This is a genomic window from Streptosporangium sp. NPDC000509, from assembly GCF_042898365.1.
GTDB lineage: Bacteria > Actinomycetota > Actinomycetes > Streptosporangiales > Streptosporangiaceae > Streptosporangium.
Window position 1 is genome coordinate 409,125 of record NZ_JBIAYX010000003.1, and the last position, 17,719, is coordinate 426,843.

20 protein-coding genes and 1 tRNA gene are annotated in these 17,719 nt (G+C 68.4%); 11 read left to right on the forward strand and 10 right to left on the reverse strand.

Annotated elements, in window-relative coordinates; all coding sequences use genetic code 11:
• Positions 1–208: 208 nt before the first annotated feature.
• From ACFY3D_RS08100 to ACFY3D_RS08135, 8 genes are all read left to right on the forward strand, one after another.
• A complete protein-coding gene (locus tag ACFY3D_RS08100) occupies positions 209–943 on the forward strand; it encodes a GntR family transcriptional regulator (protein WP_389976326.1) in 735 nt (244 codons plus the stop codon).
• Between the two features lie 119 nt (positions 944–1,062).
• Positions 1,063–1,488: a plasmid replication, integration and excision activator gene (locus tag ACFY3D_RS08105; protein WP_389976329.1), complete on the forward strand. Its 426-nt coding sequence runs from the start codon at positions 1,063–1,065 to the stop codon at positions 1,486–1,488.
• Positions 1,485–1,805, forward strand: a complete 321-nt coding sequence (locus tag ACFY3D_RS08110; RefSeq protein WP_389976332.1) for a hypothetical protein — start codon at positions 1,485–1,487, stop codon at positions 1,803–1,805. Before ACFY3D_RS08105 ends, ACFY3D_RS08110 begins: the two co-directional genes overlap by 4 nt.
• Before the next feature lie 83 nt (positions 1,806–1,888).
• Positions 1,889–3,334: an FtsK/SpoIIIE domain-containing protein gene (locus tag ACFY3D_RS08115; protein ID WP_389976335.1), complete on the forward strand. Its 1,446-nt coding sequence runs from the start codon at positions 1,889–1,891 to the stop codon at positions 3,332–3,334.
• Positions 3,334–3,528 carry a hypothetical protein gene (locus tag ACFY3D_RS08120; RefSeq protein ID WP_389976338.1) on the forward strand — a complete coding sequence of 65 codons (195 nt, stop codon included), beginning with the start codon at positions 3,334–3,336 and terminating at the stop codon, positions 3,526–3,528. The genes ACFY3D_RS08115 and ACFY3D_RS08120 overlap by 1 nt, the downstream gene beginning before the upstream one ends.
• Positions 3,525–5,276 (forward strand): replication initiator, encoded by a 1,752-nt coding sequence (locus tag ACFY3D_RS08125; protein WP_389976341.1) that lies wholly within the window; start codon positions 3,525–3,527, stop codon positions 5,274–5,276. Before ACFY3D_RS08120 ends, ACFY3D_RS08125 begins: the two co-directional genes overlap by 4 nt.
• A complete protein-coding gene (locus ACFY3D_RS08130) occupies positions 5,273–5,527 on the forward strand; it encodes an excisionase family DNA-binding protein (RefSeq protein ID WP_389976344.1) in 255 nt (84 codons plus the stop codon). The genes ACFY3D_RS08125 and ACFY3D_RS08130 overlap by 4 nt, the downstream gene beginning before the upstream one ends.
• Complete coding sequence (locus ACFY3D_RS08135) at positions 5,527–6,738, forward strand: tyrosine-type recombinase/integrase (protein WP_389976347.1); 1,212 nt, start codon at positions 5,527–5,529, stop codon at positions 6,736–6,738. Before ACFY3D_RS08130 ends, ACFY3D_RS08135 begins: the two co-directional genes overlap by 1 nt.
• Before the next feature lie 52 nt (positions 6,739–6,790).
• Here ACFY3D_RS08135 and ACFY3D_RS08140 read toward each other — a convergent pair.
• The 4 genes from ACFY3D_RS08140 to ACFY3D_RS08155 all read right to left on the reverse strand — a co-directional run bounded on the left by ACFY3D_RS08140 (position 6,791) and on the right by ACFY3D_RS08155 (position 9,833).
• Positions 6,791–6,863: transfer RNA gene (locus ACFY3D_RS08140), tRNA-Thr, on the reverse strand.
• A 72-nt stretch (positions 6,864–6,935) separates the two neighbouring features.
• Positions 6,936–7,904, reverse strand: a complete 969-nt coding sequence (gene rlmB, locus ACFY3D_RS08145) for a 23S rRNA (guanosine(2251)-2'-O)-methyltransferase RlmB (RefSeq protein WP_362895883.1) — start codon at positions 7,902–7,904, stop codon at positions 6,936–6,938.
• Between the two features lie 23 nt (positions 7,905–7,927).
• The gene (gene cysS, locus ACFY3D_RS08150) at positions 7,928–9,325 is read right to left on the reverse strand and encodes a cysteine--tRNA ligase (protein ID WP_350943167.1); all 1,398 of its coding nucleotides are present in this window, start codon (positions 9,323–9,325) and stop codon (positions 7,928–7,930) included.
• A gap of 103 nt (positions 9,326–9,428) precedes the next feature.
• Positions 9,429–9,833 (reverse strand): PPOX class F420-dependent oxidoreductase, encoded by a 405-nt coding sequence (locus ACFY3D_RS08155; protein WP_350943166.1) that lies wholly within the window; start codon positions 9,831–9,833, stop codon positions 9,429–9,431.
• 82 nt (positions 9,834–9,915) lie between these two features.
• Between ACFY3D_RS08155 and ACFY3D_RS08160 the strand changes: the two genes are divergently transcribed.
• Positions 9,916–11,499 carry a hypothetical protein gene (locus ACFY3D_RS08160; RefSeq protein WP_389976350.1) on the forward strand — a complete coding sequence of 528 codons (1,584 nt, stop codon included), beginning with the start codon at positions 9,916–9,918 and terminating at the stop codon, positions 11,497–11,499.
• A 610-nt stretch (positions 11,500–12,109) separates the two neighbouring features.
• Here the strand turns inward: ACFY3D_RS08160 and ACFY3D_RS08165 are convergent.
• The 4 genes from ACFY3D_RS08165 to ACFY3D_RS08180 form a co-directional block, all read right to left on the reverse strand.
• Positions 12,110–12,376, reverse strand: a complete 267-nt coding sequence (locus ACFY3D_RS08165) for a GlsB/YeaQ/YmgE family stress response membrane protein (RefSeq protein ID WP_389976353.1) — start codon at positions 12,374–12,376, stop codon at positions 12,110–12,112.
• Between the two features lie 92 nt (positions 12,377–12,468).
• A complete protein-coding gene (locus ACFY3D_RS08170; RefSeq protein WP_350943160.1) occupies positions 12,469–12,735 on the reverse strand; it encodes a GlsB/YeaQ/YmgE family stress response membrane protein in 267 nt (88 codons plus the stop codon).
• A gap of 206 nt (positions 12,736–12,941) precedes the next feature.
• Complete coding sequence (ispF, locus tag ACFY3D_RS08175; protein ID WP_350943159.1) at positions 12,942–13,400, reverse strand: 2-C-methyl-D-erythritol 2,4-cyclodiphosphate synthase; 459 nt, start codon at positions 13,398–13,400, stop codon at positions 12,942–12,944.
• Positions 13,401–13,417: 17 nt separating this feature from the next.
• Positions 13,418–13,900, reverse strand: a complete 483-nt coding sequence (locus ACFY3D_RS08180; protein WP_030924410.1) for a CarD family transcriptional regulator — start codon at positions 13,898–13,900, stop codon at positions 13,418–13,420.
• A gap of 261 nt (positions 13,901–14,161) precedes the next feature.
• Between ACFY3D_RS08180 and ACFY3D_RS08185 the strand changes: the two genes are divergently transcribed.
• Complete coding sequence (locus ACFY3D_RS08185) at positions 14,162–14,749, forward strand: copper chaperone PCu(A)C (protein WP_386208548.1); 588 nt, start codon at positions 14,162–14,164, stop codon at positions 14,747–14,749.
• Positions 14,750–14,915: 166 nt separating this feature from the next.
• Here the strand turns inward: ACFY3D_RS08185 and ACFY3D_RS08190 are convergent, their stop codons facing one another.
• Positions 14,916–15,605 (reverse strand): response regulator transcription factor, encoded by a 690-nt coding sequence (locus ACFY3D_RS08190; RefSeq protein WP_329089757.1) that lies wholly within the window; start codon positions 15,603–15,605, stop codon positions 14,916–14,918.
• Positions 15,602–16,786, reverse strand: coding sequence for a sensor histidine kinase (locus ACFY3D_RS08195; protein WP_386208610.1), 1,185 nt, complete (start codon positions 16,784–16,786; stop codon positions 15,602–15,604). The genes ACFY3D_RS08190 and ACFY3D_RS08195 overlap by 4 nt, the downstream gene beginning before the upstream one ends.
• 155 nt (positions 16,787–16,941) lie before the next feature.
• On the opposite strand from ACFY3D_RS08195, the gene phoU reads away from it, so the two are divergent.
• Positions 16,942–17,601 carry a phosphate signaling complex protein PhoU gene (phoU, locus tag ACFY3D_RS08200; RefSeq protein WP_350943157.1) on the forward strand — a complete coding sequence of 220 codons (660 nt, stop codon included), beginning with the start codon at positions 16,942–16,944 and terminating at the stop codon, positions 17,599–17,601.
• The last annotated feature ends 118 nt before the right edge of the window (positions 17,602–17,719 follow it).

Below are 17,719 nucleotides of genomic sequence, written 5' to 3' on the forward strand. Positions count from 1 at the left end.
TCTGTGGGGAGTCACCGAAGCTCGGGCCGTCTGGTCGGCGCTGCTGGCTGGGCGGGCTCGGTAGACGAGTGTGGTGGTGCGGTGACTGGCTGCGGAGGGCGCCGGAGGTCTCGCACCGCCACACTCCTGACCTGCGAGAGAGCATTCGCTTTTCAAGCGAAGGGTTCGCATCTATGCTGACGACAAGTCGAGTAGTTGGGTTATTAACATGTCCGTTTCCGGTGATGAGTACGCGCCTCCGAAGTATGCCCAGATCGTCGCGGCGATCCGGCACAAGATCGCGGACGGCACGTATCCGCCGGGCTCCATGCTGCCGTCAGAGTCGCAACTGGTCCGGGAGTTCGCGGTCAGTCGTCCTACCGTGGTGCGGGCACTTCAGGTGTTGCAGCTGCGGGGCTTCATTGACCGCGAGCATGGCAAGGGCTCGTATGTGAAGATGGCGCCTCCGCTGGCTGAGGAGGACTTCTCCCGGCCTGGCCGTGCCGTCCTCGATCGTGCGGAAGCCGGCCAGAGCGCTGCGGTGCTGGAGGCGGGGCCTCGTCCGGCTCCGGCGAACATCGCCGCGACGTTGGCTCTGCCCACCGGGGCGCCGGTCATGATGCGTCGAATCCTGCTGAGCGACGGCGATGATCCGTGTGAGCTGGTCACCTTCTGGTGTCCAATCGAACTGGCCGAGGGAACCGACCTGGGCAAGGCGCTGCCGCTGACGGCAGGCATTCGTCAACACGTGCAGGCGGTCAAGGGGCTACGGCTGGATCACGTCATCGAACGTCTGGCGGCTCGTCACCCCACGGCTGATGAGATGAAGCTGTTGGGGCTGGGCAAGACGGCGGCGGTCATGGGGGTGACGGCTCGGGTCTTCGCCGGGAATCGTCATGTCATGGTCATTGAGGTTGCTCTGCCGGGGACGCTTCACGAACTGGAAGACACCTACTCTCTGTAGTGTGACGTAGACCACACACCCAAACGGAAACTCGTCTTGTCGAGTATCCGTTCATCGTTTAGCTTCAACTTGACAGTACGAGTTAGCAACAGAACAAGCGAACAACAGGAGAACACATCATGGCCATCCAAGGCCCCATCCCCGTCAGCTTCGACCAGGTCTTCCCGCACGGTTGCTACGTGGTCGGTGAGGTCGAGCAGGTCAAGGACTTCACCGCCTCCACCGGCGGACGCACCGTCTACGCCAAGGACAAGACCACCGGCGAACTCGTCTGGCAGGTCGCCGTCATGGACGCAGACCCCACGCTCAAGGCCGGACAGAAGACGGTGGCGGTCAAGATCTTGTCCCCGGTCCAGCCTGTTCCCCCTGCTGCTCTGCCGGGGTTGCCGTTCGTGCCGGTGGAGTTCGACGGCATGACCGCCACCGCCTACGTCGCCGAGAAGACGGGCCGTCTGGCCTGGTCCCTGCGGGCGACCGCGATGCGCGCTCCCCGCTCGGCTGCGGCCTCGGCCAAGGCTTCGGCCGGTAAGGACGTGGCGGCATGAGCGAGCGCACCCCCTACACCCGCGCCTCGGTGTCGATCGACGAGGACGGCACCCGGATCGACCTCGCGTTCTACACGCCGGACCTGTCGGTCATGGCGCTGGGCGTCGGACGCGAACGGCCGTTCTTGAACCTGTCCTCTCGGGAGGCACAGGTGATGATCTCCACCACGGGTGGTGGGCCGGTCACCGAGCAGGACGTGATCCTCGCCCGGCAGATCGCCGACGCCGCCGCACGCTACCTCGCCGACTGCGAGCGCCTGCGCACCGACCAGGCGGCTACTCCGGTGCTGCCGGGCCTGGACGAGGTCGCGGCCTGACACGCAAGCGGGGCCGCTGGAACTGGCATTCCGGCGGCCCCTCGGTCTCCCCAGACAGCGAATCAAGAGAGGGCTTAAGCCTAATGTTCAAAAAACTGCCCGGTGACGAGACACGAACCCTCGTCACCACCACCCCCGACACCGCCGTCGTCTTTCGCCCGGCCGTGGTCACGACCCCGGCCATCGTCACCATCACCATCTTCCTGGGGCGACTGCTGGCCGGAATGGTCCGGCTCATCTGGCGTCACCCGATCGCCGTCGCCGTCCTCGCCGTTCCTGCCACCGTCGCCCTTGTGTACGGCTGGCGCGTCGCCCTGGTCCTCGTCGCCGTTCCGCTCTCGATCCTCGCGCCGTGGCCGTTCTTCGATCGGGCCTCGTTCAACCGGTGGATGGGCTGGCGGCTGCTGGCCTTCTGGCGCCTGGTGTGGGTGTATCGGCGTCACTGGCAACCGGTGATGATCGTCTCTGGCCTCGGTCGTCATCTCCAGGGCCGCGATTACCTTCCCTATCTCGTCCGTGTCCGCTGTACCTCGTGGGCGGACGTGGTCACGGTGAAGATGATCAGTGGGCAGGCGGTCAAGGACTGGACCGATCGCCTCGACCACCTCGCGCACGGCTTCGGTGCCTCCTCCTGCCGGGTGGCCGTGGTGCGGGCCGGTCGTCTTCAGCTGACCTTTCCCCGCCGTGACCCGCTGGCCGTCCCGTTGCCGGCGATTCCCCTCCCCGCGGTGGCGTCGGTGGGGCCGGTCGAGATCGGCACATGTGAAGACGGCTCCCCGTACCGGCTCACCGTGCACGGCACACACGTGCTGATCGCGGGTGCGACGGGTGCGGGTAAGGGCTCGTTCCTGTGGTCGGCCATCCGTGGTCTCCTCCCAGCGGTCCGGGCCGGTATCGCGCAGGTATGGGCACTCGATCCCAAACGGATGGAGCTGTCCTTCGGGCGCGACCTGTTCGGTGACCGCTACGCCGCCGATCCGGCCGCGTGCGCCGATCTCCTCGAAGCGGCTGTGCAGATCATGCAGGAGCGGGCCGATCGCTACGCCGGACTCCAGCGCTCGCACACCCCGACCGTCGATGACCCGTTCGTCCTGGTGGTCGTCGACGAGGTGGCGTTCCTGACCGCCTACCAATCCGACAAGAGCCTCAAGCTCCGCATCTCCGCCGCATTGGCGACGTTGACCACGCAGGGGCGTGCGGTCGGGTTCGGCGTCATGGCCGCGTTGCAGGACCCGCGTAAGGAGGTCATGAACATCCGCAACCTGTTCCCCGACAAGATCGCGCTCCGGCTCGATGAGTCAGAGCAGGTGGACATGGTCCTCGGCGACGGCGCCCGTGATCGGGGAGCGCTGGCCGATCACATCTCCCCAATCCCTGAGCGGGGCGCGGGCGTCGCCTACGTGCGGCTGGAGACCTCACCCGATCCGATCCGGGTGCGCGCGGCCTACGTCTCCGATGCCGACATCCGGACCATGGCGGCCCTGATCACGAGTGACACCCTGCCGATCGAGCTGGAGGGGGCGGCCTGATGCGCATCATCCTGCACGGCACTCCTGCCGAGATCGAGGGCTTGTCCTTCCGGCGGCTGCGCACCTTCGACGGCTCCGAGCTGGCTGAGGTGACGGTGATTGTTGACCTCGACTCCGCGCGGCTGCGCAAACACCCCTACCGCGACGCCTACCGGCTCTGCGCCGACCTCATCGACCCCAAGGGGGCCATGTGACCGACACCCCCGCCCACCCGTCCACCCCCGCAACCGATGCCCCGCCGAACGGCGCTGATCGCACCCTTCCCCGGCTGGTGCGTGACACCCTGCCCGTCGCCCTGGACGTCGCCATCGAGGTGGCCAAGCTCAACGGGGTCTGCATCCGCCCGATCGAGATGCGGCGCCTGGACACCCACACCGGCCACAGCGAACCGTTCGACATCCCCTGTGGCACCACGCAGGAAGCCAAGTGCCCGCCGTGCGCCAAACGCAATCAGCAGCTGCGGCGGGCGCAGTGCCGGGAAGGCTGGCACCTGGAAGCCGAACCCATCGCCGAACCGCACCCCTCCACCGAAGAGCAGCGGTGGCTGATCGAGTTCCGGGCCGACGTCCAAGCCAAACGCGACGAGGCCGAACGCGACGGGGACGGGGGAGAGGTCGCCGACTGGGACGAGGCCATCGCGGGCATCGACGCAGAGATCAACGCTGCCGGGATGCGCGGTAACGTCCTGGGGGGCCGGTCGGCTCCGAAGCGGTCGCGTTCCACGAGGCGGCGCCAGGATGCGCCGGACCTGCCCAAGCGGGCCAAGGAGAACACCACGCTCGGCCGGACGTTCATCGCCGCCGATGGCAGGGTGTATCGGCCGTCGCTGTTCGTCACGCTCACCCTGCCCTCCTACGGCAAGATCCGCTCCGGCCTGGGCGTGCCGGTCGACCCAAGCAGCTACGACTACGCTCGCGCTGCTCGCGACGCGCTGCACTTTTCCAAGCTGGTCGACCGCTTCGTGCAGAACCTGCGCCGGGTCGCGGGCTATGACGTGCAGTACTTCGCCACCGTCGAACCCCAAAAGCGGCTCGCGCCTCACCTGCACATGGCCATCCGCGGCACCCTGCCCCGCGCGGAGATCAAGGCCATCGCTGCGGCGACCTACCACCAGGTGTGGTGGCCATCCGCCGATGAAGTCCGCTTCGACGGCGACCACCTGCCCATCTGGACGGAACGGGCTGAGCTGGGCGACGGCGCCACCTACCCGGACGGACAGAGCGGCGACTACCTCGACCCCGCCACGGGCGAACTCCTGCCCACCTGGGATGAGGCGCTTGACCACCTCGACCAGGACGACGAGGCCGAACCGCTGCACGTGGTCCGCTTCGGCCCTCAAGTCGATGTCCAAGGCCTCGTTGCCGGATCGCCGGACGCGCACAAGCGCATCGGCTACCTCACCAAGTACCTGACCAAGAACCTCGGCGACCCCCTCGCCCCCGACGACCCCGCCACCGACAACCCTGCCCGCCGCGACCACGCTGCCCGCATGGTCGAAGCGCTGCGCTACGAACCGTGCTCGCCGACCTGCCCGAACTGGCTGCGCTACGGCATCCAGCCCAAGGGAGCCAAAGCCGGGATGCTGCCGGGCCGCTGCAAGGGCAAGGCACACAAAGCCGAACACCTCGGCTACGCCGGACGCCGCGTCCTGGTCTCCCGCAAGTGGTCCAACAAGACCCTCCGCGAGCACAAGGCCGACCGCCGGGCCTGGGTCCTCGACATGCTCGGCCTGCCCGACGACACCCCCACCGACCCACACCGCTACGTCTGGCGACCGGTCTCCACCAACGACCCCAACCGCACCCCACTGGCCAAACGACTGCTACGCGGCGTCTCCGACCGCCATCGCACCAAAGCACGCCTGGCCGAACTCCAGGCCAGAGCGGACGGCCTCCCTGTTCCCGACCTTTCGGCAACTCCAGCTCTGGAGGTGGCGGCGTGACCAGGAACACCAGGCAAGAGCCTGTCTCGCTCCTCCCAGAGCTGGCACGGGGCCGACTGCTCACCGTCGAAGAGGCCGCCGAACGGCTGAACACCTCGGTCCGCTTCCCCCGGCGCCTGATCGAAGAACGCCGGATCGCCTTCATCCACGTAGGACGCAACGTCCGCATCCCCGAAGCGGCGCTAGAGGCGTTCATCGCCGCCGGACTGGTCGAACCGATCACCACCACGCGACGCAGGAGAGCCGCGTAATGGCTAAAACCGCTCTGGCCACCCCGGAGGAGAACCCCCGGCCGTCACGGGCCAGGAAGGCCACCAAGCGGCGCTTCGGGCGGGTACGGAAACTCCCCTCCGGACGGTTCCAAGCTCGCTACGCGGGACCTGACGGCGTGGACCGCCCTGCACCGGAGACCTTCGCCACCAAGAAGGACGCGGACAAGTGGCTCGTCCTGAAAGAGGCCGAGATCCAGCGTGGCGACTGGATGAGTCCGGAAGCCGGCAAGGTGGCCTTCGGCGCATATGCCGCCGAGTGGATCGATGATCGGGTGCTCAAGCACCGGACGGAGCTGCTGTACCGGGGCCTGCTCAAAAACCACCTCGCTCCGGCTTTCGGCAATCGCTGCCTCGCCGACATCAAGGAGGCCGACGTGCGGCGCTGGCGTAAGGAACGGCTCGGCGTCGTCGGACAGTCCACCGTGGCCAAGGCTTACCAGCTTCTCAAGTCGATCATGGGTACGGCCGTAAATGATGAGCTGATCCGCAAGAATCCGTGTCGGATCAAGGGCGCGGGCATGCCGAACACCCCCGAACGGGAGATGATCCCGCTGGCCAAGGTCGTTGAGATCGTGGCGGCCGTCCCCGATCGGTATCGGGCGCTCGTGCTCCTGGGCACCTTCGCAAGCCTGCGGTGGAGTGAGTTGGCCGGACTCCGCCGTACACATCTTGACCTTGATCAAGGAGTCATCCGGGTTACCGGCGCGCTGGTCGAGATCGGCGGCGGGAAGGTGCTGGACGACTCCCCCAAGTCGCGGGCCGGTCGGCGGGCGGTCTCCATCCCCTCGGAGATCATTCCTGAGTTGCGGGTGCATCTGGAGATGTTCGCCGAGTCGGGAGAGTACGGGCGCGTGTTCACCGGTCCCAACGGCGGGCCGTTGAAGCACTCCGGGTTCCGCCGGACGTGGGACAGGACCCGTAAGGCTGTCGGGCTTCCCGGCCTTCACTTCCATGATCTCCGCCATATCGGCAACACCCTGGCCGCCTCCACCGGAGCGAGCCTCAAGGAGCTGATGTCCCGGATGGGGCACTCCTCCACGCGGGCGGCGCTGATCTACCAGCACGCCAGTCAGGACCGGGACAAGGCCATCGCCAAGGCGCTCGGGCGGGCGTTCAAACGGGCACGGGCGGGCGGGCCTGAGAAGCCATCGGGCACGCAACGGGCACGGAAGATCATAAAATTCCCCTGAACGGCGAAAGGCCAGGTCACCGGATACCGGTTGACCTGGCCTTTCACATGCGAGCCGACGAGGGGAATCGAACCCCTGACCTACAGTTTACAAGACTGTTGCTCTGCCGATTGAGCTACGTCGGCACGGTCGCCAGTCGAGTGTAGTCGGCTCACTCCCCGTACGTCACCGAGGTATGCCCCGCCGATTGCGAACCGTTAGGAACGGCGGTGGCGGGCGACCTCGTAGAGGGCGATGCCCGCGGCGACGCCGGCGTTGAGCGACTCGGCGGCGGCCCGCATCGGGATGCGGACGACCAGGTCACACGCCTCGCGGACCAGTCGGGACAGGCCCTTGCCCTCGGAGCCCACGACGACGACCAGCGGGCCGTCGAGGAGGTTGGCCTCGCCGATGTCGACCGTGCCCTCGCCGTCCAGGCCGATCACGAACAGGCCCGCCTCGCGGTACTCCCGCAGGGTGGCGGTGAGGTTGGCGGCGCGGGCGACCGGCAGGGTGGCCAGCGTGCCGGCCGAGGTCTTCCAGGCCCCGCCGGTGACCCCGGCCGAGCGGCGGGAGGGGATGACCAGACCGTGGGCGCCGAAGGCGGTGGCCGAGCGGGCGATGGCGCCCAGGTTGCGGGGGTCGGTGACGCTGTCGAGAGCGACGATCAGCGGGACCTCCGCGCCCTCCTGGGCGATGCGGACCAGGTCGTCGGGGTGTGCGTAGTCGTACGGGGGGATCTGCAGGGCGATGCCCTGGTGGATCCCCCCCTCGGTGAGACGATCGAGCTTCTCCCTGCCGACCTCCAGCATCGCGATGCCCCGGGCGGCGGCGATGCGGACCGATTCCTTGACGCGGTCGTCGTTGTCGATGCGCAGGGCCACATAGAGCGTGCTGGCCGGGACTCCGGCCCGCAACGCCTCCACGACGGGGTTGCGCCCGCCGATGTGCTCGGGCGCGTCGTCGCTGCGCCGGGTGCGAACCGGGGTGCGCGGGGAGGGAGACCTGCCGGTCCTCTCCTCGCGCTCGACCCGCTCGGTGCGCGCCTTGTCCTTGTGCCAGTGCCGCATGTGCGCCGGCGGGGTGGCTCCCCTGCCCTCCAAGCCTCGGCGGACGTTACCGCCCGTGCCCTTGGTCGGACTCTTCTTCTTCGCGGGTCGCCCGGACCCTTTACCCCCACCAGCCATGGTCTATAGCGTACGGCCTGGTTTCACCGCGAGAGTTCCCAGCGCGGGCCCTGAGGGGTGTCCTCGACGTGGATGCCCGCGTGGGAAAGCTGGTCACGGATGCTGTCGGCCGCCGAGAAGTCCTTGCGCGCCCGCGCCGCCTGCCGCTGCTCCAGCGCGACGGCGACCAGCGCGTCGACGGTCGCCCGCATGCCGGTCTCGCCGCCCGAGGAGCGCCACTGCTCCGAGCGCGGGTCGAGGCCGAGGACGTCGAGCATGTTCTGCGTCTCGGCGAGCAGCCTTGCGACCTGCTCCTTGTTGCCCTGGGCCAGCGCGACGTTGCCCTCGCGGACCACCTCGTGCACCACGGCGAGCGCCTGGGGGGTGCCCAGATCGTCGTCGAGGGCGTCGGAGAACGCCTGGGGAAGCGGCGCGTGCGCGTCGACGTCGTGGATGACCTCGGCCGCGCGGGTGACGAAGCCCTCGATCCGCTGATAGGCCGAGGCGGCCTCGAACAGCGCCTCCTCCGAGTATTCGATCGAGGATCGGTAGTGGGGTGCCGCCAGGTAGTAACGGAGCTCGACCGGGCGAACCTTCTTGGTGACCTCGGGGACGAGCAGGGAGTTGCCGAGCGACTTGCTCATCTTCTCCGCGCCGATCTTGAGCATGCCGTTGTGCATCCAGTAGCGGGCGAAGCCGTCGCCCGCCGCCTGGGACTGGGTCAGCTCGTTCTCGTGGTGCGGGAAGATCAGGTCGACGCCGCCGCCGTGGATGTCGAAGGTGGCGCCGAGATACTTGGTCGCCATGGCGGAGCACTCCAGGTGCCAGCCGGGACGGCCCCGGCCCCACGGGGTCGGCCAGGTCGGCTCCCCCGGCTTCTCGCCCTTCCAGAGCGCGAAGTCGCGCGGGTCCCGCTTGCAGGAGTCGGTCTCGGTGTCGCCCGCGGCCCGCATGTTCTGGAGCTTCTGGTTGGACAGCGAGCCGTACCGGTCGGCGTAGGACATGACGTCGAAGTAGACGTCACCGCCGGAGGCGTAGGCGTGACCGGCGGCGATCAGCCGGTCCATCAGCTCGATCATCTCGGGCACGTGACCGGTGGCACGCGGCTCGACGGTCGGGGGCAGGCAACCCAGCACCTCGTAGGCCCAGGTGAAGGCCCTCTGGTTACGCTCGGCGACGGCGAACCACGGCACGTTCTCGGCTGCGGCGACTCTAATGATCTTGTCGTCGATGTCGGTGACGTTGCGGCAGAAGGTCACCTCGTACCCAGACCTGATCATCCAGCGGCGGAGCACGTCGAAGTTGACGCCCGAGCGGATGTGCCCGATGTGCGGGGGAGCCTGCACGGTGGCACCACACAGGTAGATCGAGGCCCGGCCGGGTTCCACCGGGACGAATTCGCGGACGGTGCGTACGCTGGTGTCGTATAGCTGCAGGCTCACGAAGGCAAGGCTAATGCCTCACCTCGCCTCACAAACCGAGTTGCGGGACGTTGAAGACACTCAGCAGAGTGTTTTATGACCACTAGCGGTGAATGTCGCCCGACTAGTCCGTCGAAACAGCACCGTGATAGACCACGCGTTCAGGGACGATCCTGGCGATCAGCCTCTCCACCTCCGGCTTCTCCTCGACCCAGTCCTCACCGCGATATTTGTGCGACATCTCCTGGATGAGCGCGCCATCGGGATCGTCGGCGAGGCTGACCGTCCCCCGCACCTCGACGTAGCGGTACGGGTCGGCGGGATCGAACACCACGATGGCCGTACGCGGGTCACGCGCGAAGTTGAGGCTCTTGCGCCTGCCCCTGATCGTCGAGAACACCACGTCGTTCCCGTCCGTCTTCACCCAGACGACGCTCGCCTGCGGGCTCCCGTCTTCGTTGAGACTCGTCACGGTCGCGAAGTTCGCGGCGTCGAACATCTCGCGTACGGAATCGGACAGTTCTGCCATTTCTTCGCCTCGATCGTTCTCTGTCGCCCTCGGAAAACTTCCCCGATCATGCTAGATGTCGATTCTGTAGGCTCAAAGAGCCATGGACGCCAAATCCCCCGGGGCGACGAGCTCGATCTCCCGCCCGTCCCCGCCCCCGCCACTGACCATCGCCGCCCCCGAGCCGAGCCGGGTGGCCGTCGCCCTGCGCCACGCCGGGATCGTCGTCACCGGAGTCGGCGTCGCCGCCCTCACCGCGGCGGCCTGCGTGCTCTCCTTCGAGGATCTACGGGCCCTCGCCGTCGCGGGCAGGGCGCCCGCCGACCTCGCGTACCTCTATCCCGCGGCCTTCGACGCCCTGCTCGTCATCGCGATGATCGGCGTACTGCTGCTGAGGGGCGGCTGGTGGCCGGTGCGGCTGCAGGCGGGCGTGATCCTGACACTGCTGCTCGCCGGCGCGGTCGCCGCCGAGGTGGCCACCGCCATGCGGATGGCGGTGGACGAAGGGCGAGCGGCCGTCGTGGTCGCCGTCGCCCCCTGGGTGATGCTGATCCTGGCCCTGTGGCTCTGGCTCCTGCTGATCAAACACGCCGCCGCCCGGAGGGCCGCGGCCGACGCGGCCCTGTCCGGCCTGGCGTCCGAACGCGACATCGTGCCGTTCCCCGAGGCGAACCGGGCGGCCACCGAGCGTTCAGGCGCGCCCGACACCGGGGAACGGTGGCAGGGGCAGACCTCGCCCGCCCATCCTGAGCAGCCCGCCCGCCCCGACCGCGAAGGCCACCCGGGTCACGCGGGTCACCCTGGCCAGCTGGTGCACCACCCCGCGGCCGAGATCATGCTGGACCCGCACGCCGCGCCTCCCCTGGAGACCGCACCGCACCACGACCTTCCGGTGGGCGAGCCGGTGGTCGGCCCCACGGCGGCGCCGGAGACACCCGAGGTCGCCGACATCCCGCAGGCCCCTCAGGAACCCGCGGCTCCCCGCCCCGGTAAGCCGATGCGCTGGGGCGACCTGGTCAGGCCCCGCCAGGGCGACCTGCTCGTCCACCCGCCCCGTCCCGCCGTACGGACACCGAGCGAGGAGCCGGAGAGCGAGGGCAGGGTCAGCGAGCGGGTGGAGACCTGGGACAGCGACGCCGACCTCCCACCTGAGCAGGCGCCGGGAACGGGCGGGACCGAGGAGACCGGTACGGCCGGGACCGGCCCGCGCACCACGGCACGGCGCGGCACGGCCAGGAGTGCGGCGAAGCCTTCGGGCACGGCGGCGGGCGGCAGCGGTACGGACGAGGAGAGCGATCGCGACGAGGACACCCAGCCGTTCCTCGCCGTGAAGGACCACGAGGGGGACCGGCAGGACCGTCCGGCGAATGCCGCGCCGAGGGCCGCGACGAGGACGACCGCGCGGAAATCCGCGGAGAAGGCCCCGGCGAAAGCCACCGAGAGGGCTACGAGGAAGGCCCGAGGGGCGAGCGCCGAGACGTCCGAGGAGACGGCCGTGCGGGCGCCTGTGGCGGCGCGAGAGGCGCGCACGAGCGGAAGAAGGGCCGGGGCGCCCGACCCCTCGCACGGCGCCGAGGCCGCCGAGGCAGGGGAGGAGGCCGCGGCGCGGTCCTACGATGACGAGAACGGCACCGCGGCACCGCCCTCCGGGCGGATGCGCAGCACGCCCGTGCCACCGGGCGAGTGAGGAACAAGCAGGAACGGTTGGGAACAGGGACGGACGCGGGTCGCCTGTTCCGTACGCCCGTCGGGTCAGCTCCGGGGCCTGGGAGGAGCTGACCCGGTCTTCGGGCCGTCGGCTCGGCCGGATCTCCTCACGCGGAGATCGCCGAGCTCGGCTACGTGGTCGGCGTCGCCTTGGCCCCGCCGTACGCGCTGGAGACCCAGGCGTTCGAGAACCACGTCTTCGGATGGTGTCCGTTCAGGCCTCGCGGCCGGGCCGCGAGGCCTGAACTCACCCTTCGGACGGAACGGCGCGGCCTTCGGCCAGGACCGCCGTTCGCCATCCGGCGTTGGACCGGCCCGCAGCTATTCGCTCACACATGTGTGAGCGGCGCCCCGCTGCGGACCGGCGCTTTGCCCCCCTCCGGGCCGTGTCCGGGATCGGCCGGAAGCCGGTCCGGCGCGTTGCCCCGAGCCTGCCGGAAACGGCCGAGACCCGCTCGGCATGCCAGACGGGGCCGAGCGGGTCTTCTCCTGGAGCACGGTGACATCGTCGGCACCGTGAGCGCCTCCGGACCGGAGGGGGTCCAGTCGAGCCTCGGCGAGGTCACCGGGATCTTCACCCGGGTGTTCGCCTAAACCCTGGAACGCTTGAGACCGGCGACCAGACCGACACCGACGACAGCCAGACCCACCTGCATGACGAGCTCGATCCAGTCGATACCGCTCGTGGTGGCGACGCCGAGACCCTGGGCGATGGCGGTGCCGATAAGCGCGGCGACGATGCCGACGACAACGGTCAGGACCACTCCGATCGCCTGCCTACCGGGAAGCAGGAGGCGGCCGAGGGCTCCGATGATCGCGCCGATAACGATTGCCCCGAGAATGGATGCGATAGTCATTTCAACCTCCCAGTGAGGGTGAGACCTTCACTCTCATGGGGAGGTGGCTACCCCCTGGGTCACGGATATGCCTGTCGGCGGCAAAAAATCCGTCAGTGCGTCTTTCTCGCCTGCATCTGGACGACGAGGAGCACCCCCAGCACCGCGAGCGCCAGCTGGATGATGTGCTCCCACCAGTTGATCCCGCGCGTGTGGATCAGACCGAGCGCCCCGGCGATGGCGGTGCCGATAAGCGCGGCCACGATGCCGACGATGAGCGTCAGGCCGATGCTGATGTTCTGGCGTCCGGGAAGAATGAGTCGCGCCAGGGCGCCGATGATGGCGCCGATGATGATTGCGGAGACAATCGAGACGATCATGTCTGGCTCCCCCTGTTACGAGACACGGTCACCAAGGGGTTACCCAGAGCATTCACTGATCACGCTAAAGAAGCGATCACGCTGAAAAAAGGGGTGGCCCGTACCGCGCCAGTAAACGGGCCACCGCCTCGATATGGATCGACGAGCATTCCGCGCCGCTCGCCGGAACGTTTTCCGCGTTCCGTATAGGAGACGTCCGGCACCCGCTACAGGTTCACCACGATCGCGGTCGCGACGGCGGCCACCCCTTCACCCCGCCCGGTGAGGCCGAGCCCGTCGGTCGTGGTGGCGCTGACACTCACGGGAGCCCCCACGGCGGCGCTGAGGGCCTTCTCGGCCTCGACACGCCGGGGAGCGAGCTTGGGACGGTTACCGATCACCTGGACGGCCACGTTGCCGATCTCGAAGCCCGCGGCGCGCACCTTGCGGGCGGTCTCCTCCAGCAGGGCCGCGCCCGAGGCACCGGACCACCGGGGGTCGGACGTGCCGAACAGACCGCCGAGGTCACCGAGACCCGCCGCGGAGAGCAGCGCGTCACAGGCGGCGTGGGCCGCGGCGTCACCGTCGGAGTGGCCGGCCAGGCCGGTCTCACCCGGCCAGTGCAGGCCCGCGAGGTGAAGCTCGCGACCGGAAGCGAACGGGTGGACGTCGACCCCGACGCCCACCCGTGGAAATGTCTTGTTCAGGAGTTGAGAACCTCGTCCAGCAGGGCCTCGGCCTTGTCCTCGTTGGTCTTCTCCGCGAGCGCGAGCTCGCTGACGAGGATCTGCCTGGCCTTCGCCAGCATTCTCTTCTCTCCCGCGGAGAGTCCGCGCTCCCTGTCTCGCCGCCACAGGTCGCGAACGACCTCGGCAACCTTGTTGACGTCACCGGACGCCAGCTTCTCAAGGTTCGCCTTGTAGCGTCGGGACCAGTTGGTGGGCTCTTCGGTGTGAGGCATTCGAAGCACGTCGAAAACGCGCTCAAGGCCCTCTTGTCCGACGACATCGCGAACACCCACGAGCTCTGCGTTGTCTGCCGGCACCTGGACGGTAAGGTCGCCCTTGTCGACCTTAAGAACCAGGTAGGTCCTTTCCTCACCCTTGATGGTTCGGGTCGTGATCGCCTCGATCCGAGCAGCCCCGTGGTGGGGGTAGACGACAGTGTCGCCGACCTGGAAAGTCATGTGACAAGTACCCCTTCCGCTGTACTCAAGAGTACCACGTATCCACAGCCTCCCGGAACAGTGAAATCACCATAACTGCAGGTCAAAGCCGCATCTTATGACTTGACAAGTGGCCAAGTGTATGAATCAGAGGGGCAAAAAGCGCTTATGACCTGCGTTCCCCGTCTTCGGATGATGAGGCGGGTCGGCGGGAAACCCGGTAAACGTCGCCGATAGGGTTGCCCTTGCCCTATCTCACGCGTGACAAGGAGAACTCGCACCGTGACCCGCAACATCCGCCACCGGGCGATCGTCGCCGCGGCGTTCCTCGCAGCCGCTTCGGCACTGGCCGGCTGCGGTGCCGGATCCGACGCGATCACCAACAAGCCCTACTCGCCGACCGAGGCCCTCACGGTCAAGGCGAACGGCATCGACATCTCCCAGGCCTTCTTCCTGGGGCCCGACTCGGGCGCGACGCTGCCGGAGGGTGCGGCCACCCCGCTCTACCTGTCGTTGATCAACACCAACGCGGGCTCCGACCAGCTCGTCGGTCTCGGCGTCGACCCCGCCCTCGGTACGGCGAAGGTGAGCGCGCCCGTGCCGCTCCCTCACAACCAGCGGGTGAGCGTCGGCAAGCCGACCCCCACCATCCTGATCGAAGGGCTGAAGAAGCCACTCAGGGGCGGCGAGGGCGTCAAGGTGCAGCTGCAGTTCGCCAACGCCGGGATCGTGCAGCTCACGATCCCGGTGATCACCCGCAGCCGCGAGTTCACCGCCTACCCGCAGGCTCCCGGCGCCTCCGCGGCGCCCACCCCGTCGCCCACCCCCTCGGCCACCGCCACCGGCGAGGAGCACTCCTCCGGCCACTGATCGCCGCTCCCGGTGAGGGCCTCCGGACACGCCGAGGGGCCGTACGGCGCGGGCACGCCGTACGGCCCCTCGGATCGTCCGGAGGCGAGCGATCCCCCCGAGGCGGGCGTCACGGAGGCCGTCGCCCTCGCGGAGGCGAACGGCGCCCCCGAGGCCGTGGGGAGGCTCAGATCTCGGCGGGGTCGAACTTGTACCCCAGACCCCGGACGGTGAGAATGCAGCGCGGATTGGACGGATCGGACTCGACCTTGGCCCGCAGCCGCTTGACGTGCACGTCCAGGGTCTTGGTGTCGCCCACGTAGTCGGCGCCCCAGACTCGGTCGATGAGCTGGCCCCGGGTGAGCACCCGCCCGGCGTTGCGCAGCAGCACCTCCAGCAGCTCGAACTCCTTCAGCGGCAGCTGCACCGCCTCACCGCGTACGGCGACGATGTGGCGATCGACGTCCATCCTGACCGGACCGGCGGCCAGCACCGCCGACTCCAGCTCCTCCACGTCGCCCTGGCGGCGCAGCACCGCGCGGATACGGGCCACCAGTTCTCTGGAGGAGAAGGGCTTGGTGACGTAGTCGTCGGCTCCGAGCTCCAGCCCGACGACCTTGTCGATCTCGCTGTCCTTCGCGGTGAGCATGATGACGGGCACGTTGGAGCGCTGGCGGAGCGAGCGGCAGACCTCGGTGCCGGGCAGGCCGGGAAGCATCAGGTCGAGCAGCACCAGGTCGGCGCCGTTGCGGTCGAAGGTTTCCAGCGCTTCCGGCCCGGTGGCGGCCACGGCCACCTCGAAGCCTTCCTTGCGCAGCATGTATGACAGGGCGTCGGAGAACGATTCCTCGTCCTCGACAACGAGCACGCGGGTCACTGCGCGGCCTCCAGGGGGATCGTGGTCGTAGCTGGTTCCGTAACCGCCATGCCGCCGAAGGCGGGCAGGCGGAGGGTGAATGTGGAACCGGAACCTTCCTTGCTCCACACCGTGACCGCCCCGTTGTGGGAGGCGGCCACGTGCTTGACGATGGCCAGGCCCAGGCCCGTGCCACCGGTCGCCCGCGACCGTGCCGCGTCGACGCGGAAGAACCGTTCGAAGATCCGCTCCTGGGCGCTCTCGGGGATGCCGATCCCCTGGTCGCTCACGCTGATCTCGACGGATTCGGTGTTGGGGCCCGCCGCGCGGGCGCTGACCACGACCCGGGTGTGCTCGGGGCTGTAGGCGACCGCGTTGTCGATGAGGTTGCGCAGGGCGGTGACGAGAAGCTCGTCGTCGCCCCATATCCGCAGGCCCTCGACCCCGCCGGCGACGAGGGTGATGTCCTTGGCAGCCGCGGTGGTGTTGCAGCGGTCGATGGCCTCGTGGACCGCCTCGTCGATCAGGACCGGGCCGGGGGTGGGGATGGGTTCGGCGCCCTGGATGCGGGAGAGGGTGATGAGGTCCTGGACCAGGTAGGTGAGCCGGGCCGCCTCGTGTTGCATGCGCCCCGCGAAGCGGGTGACGGCCTCGGGGTCGTCGGCGGCGTCCTGGATGGTCTCGGCCAGCAGCGAGAGCGCACCCACCGGCGTCTTGAGCTCGTGGCTCACGTTGGCCACGAAGTCGCGGCGGACCGCCTCGACGCGGCGGTGCTCGGTCTGGTCCTCGGCGAGGACGAGCACCTGGCCGTGAGAGCCGAGCGGGGCGACCCGCACCGCGAAGCTGGTCGACTCCTGGCCGAACTTGTGGCCGGCCACCTCGATCTCGCTCTCGCGGATCTCGCCGTCCCTGCGCACCTTCCTGGCGAGCGCGAGCAACTCGGCCGCCATGAGGTGATCTCCTTTTACCAGGCCGAACGCGCGGGCCGCCGAGCTGGCGCGCAGCACGCGGTCCTCCTTGTCGAGCACGACCGCCGAGGACGGCAGCACGGCCAGCACCGAGGCGACCCCCTGGGGCAACGCGCCGGGCTCGACGCCGTAAACCGGTGTCATCGCTCTCCGCTGTCCGTGGTTCTGGCGGACGACCATCACGGCCAGCGCTCCCACGACGAAACCGGCCAGTGCGGCCAGGCTCGCCATCAGCTCACTCACGTGGTCCTCCCGTAGGCTTCACGTCCTCGATGGTAGGTCGGGGTTTTCCCGTTGGGGACGGCTAAAGGGGCATGACCACGGGCTTTCCCATAAAGTTCACTTTACGGTCGAGGTTCGTTCACCGTTACCGCCCTACCGTGAGTGGCATGCGCGACGCCTACCACGAAGACCTCGATGCCCTCACCGGACGGCTGGTCGAGATGACCCGGCTCGTCAGGTCGGCGATATCGCGGGCCACCACCGCCCTCCTGGACGCCGACCTCCAGCTCGCCGAGAGCGTCATCTCCCAGGACGAGGAGGTCAACCGGGTCTTCGCGGAGGTCGAGACCACGATCTTCGACCTGATGGCGCGGCAGCAGCCCGTGGCCGTGGACCTCAGAATGATCATCGCGGCGCTGCGGATGGGCACCGACCTGGAGCGGATGGGCGACCTCGCCGAGCATGTGGCCAAGATCGCCAGGCTGCGCTACCCCGACTCCGCGATCCCGCCCGAGATCCGCTCCACCATCCTGGAGATGGGTCAGATCGCCGAGCGCCTCGTCACCAAGACCGGCAGCTGCATCGCCTCGCGCGACGTGGAGTCGGCCCTGGAACTGGAGTCCGACGACGACGCCATGGACAAACTGCACCGGAGACTGTTCAAGATCCTGATGGCCCCCGACTGGAAGTACGGCGTCGAGCCGGCCATCGACGTGACGCTGATCGGCCGCTACTACGAGCGCTACGCCGACCACGCGGTCCGTGTCGCGCACGACGTGGTCTATCTGGTGACGGGCTCCCGTCCCCAGGACACCTCCGTGCTCTGAGTCCCCCGTCGGCCGATCCCCGCCGGCCTTCACGAACGTCTTCGTGGAAAAGGGAGAGAGGGAGGGCTCGCCGGATCCGGCGAGCCCTCCCTCTTTTTTGGTCTTTTATCTGCTTTTC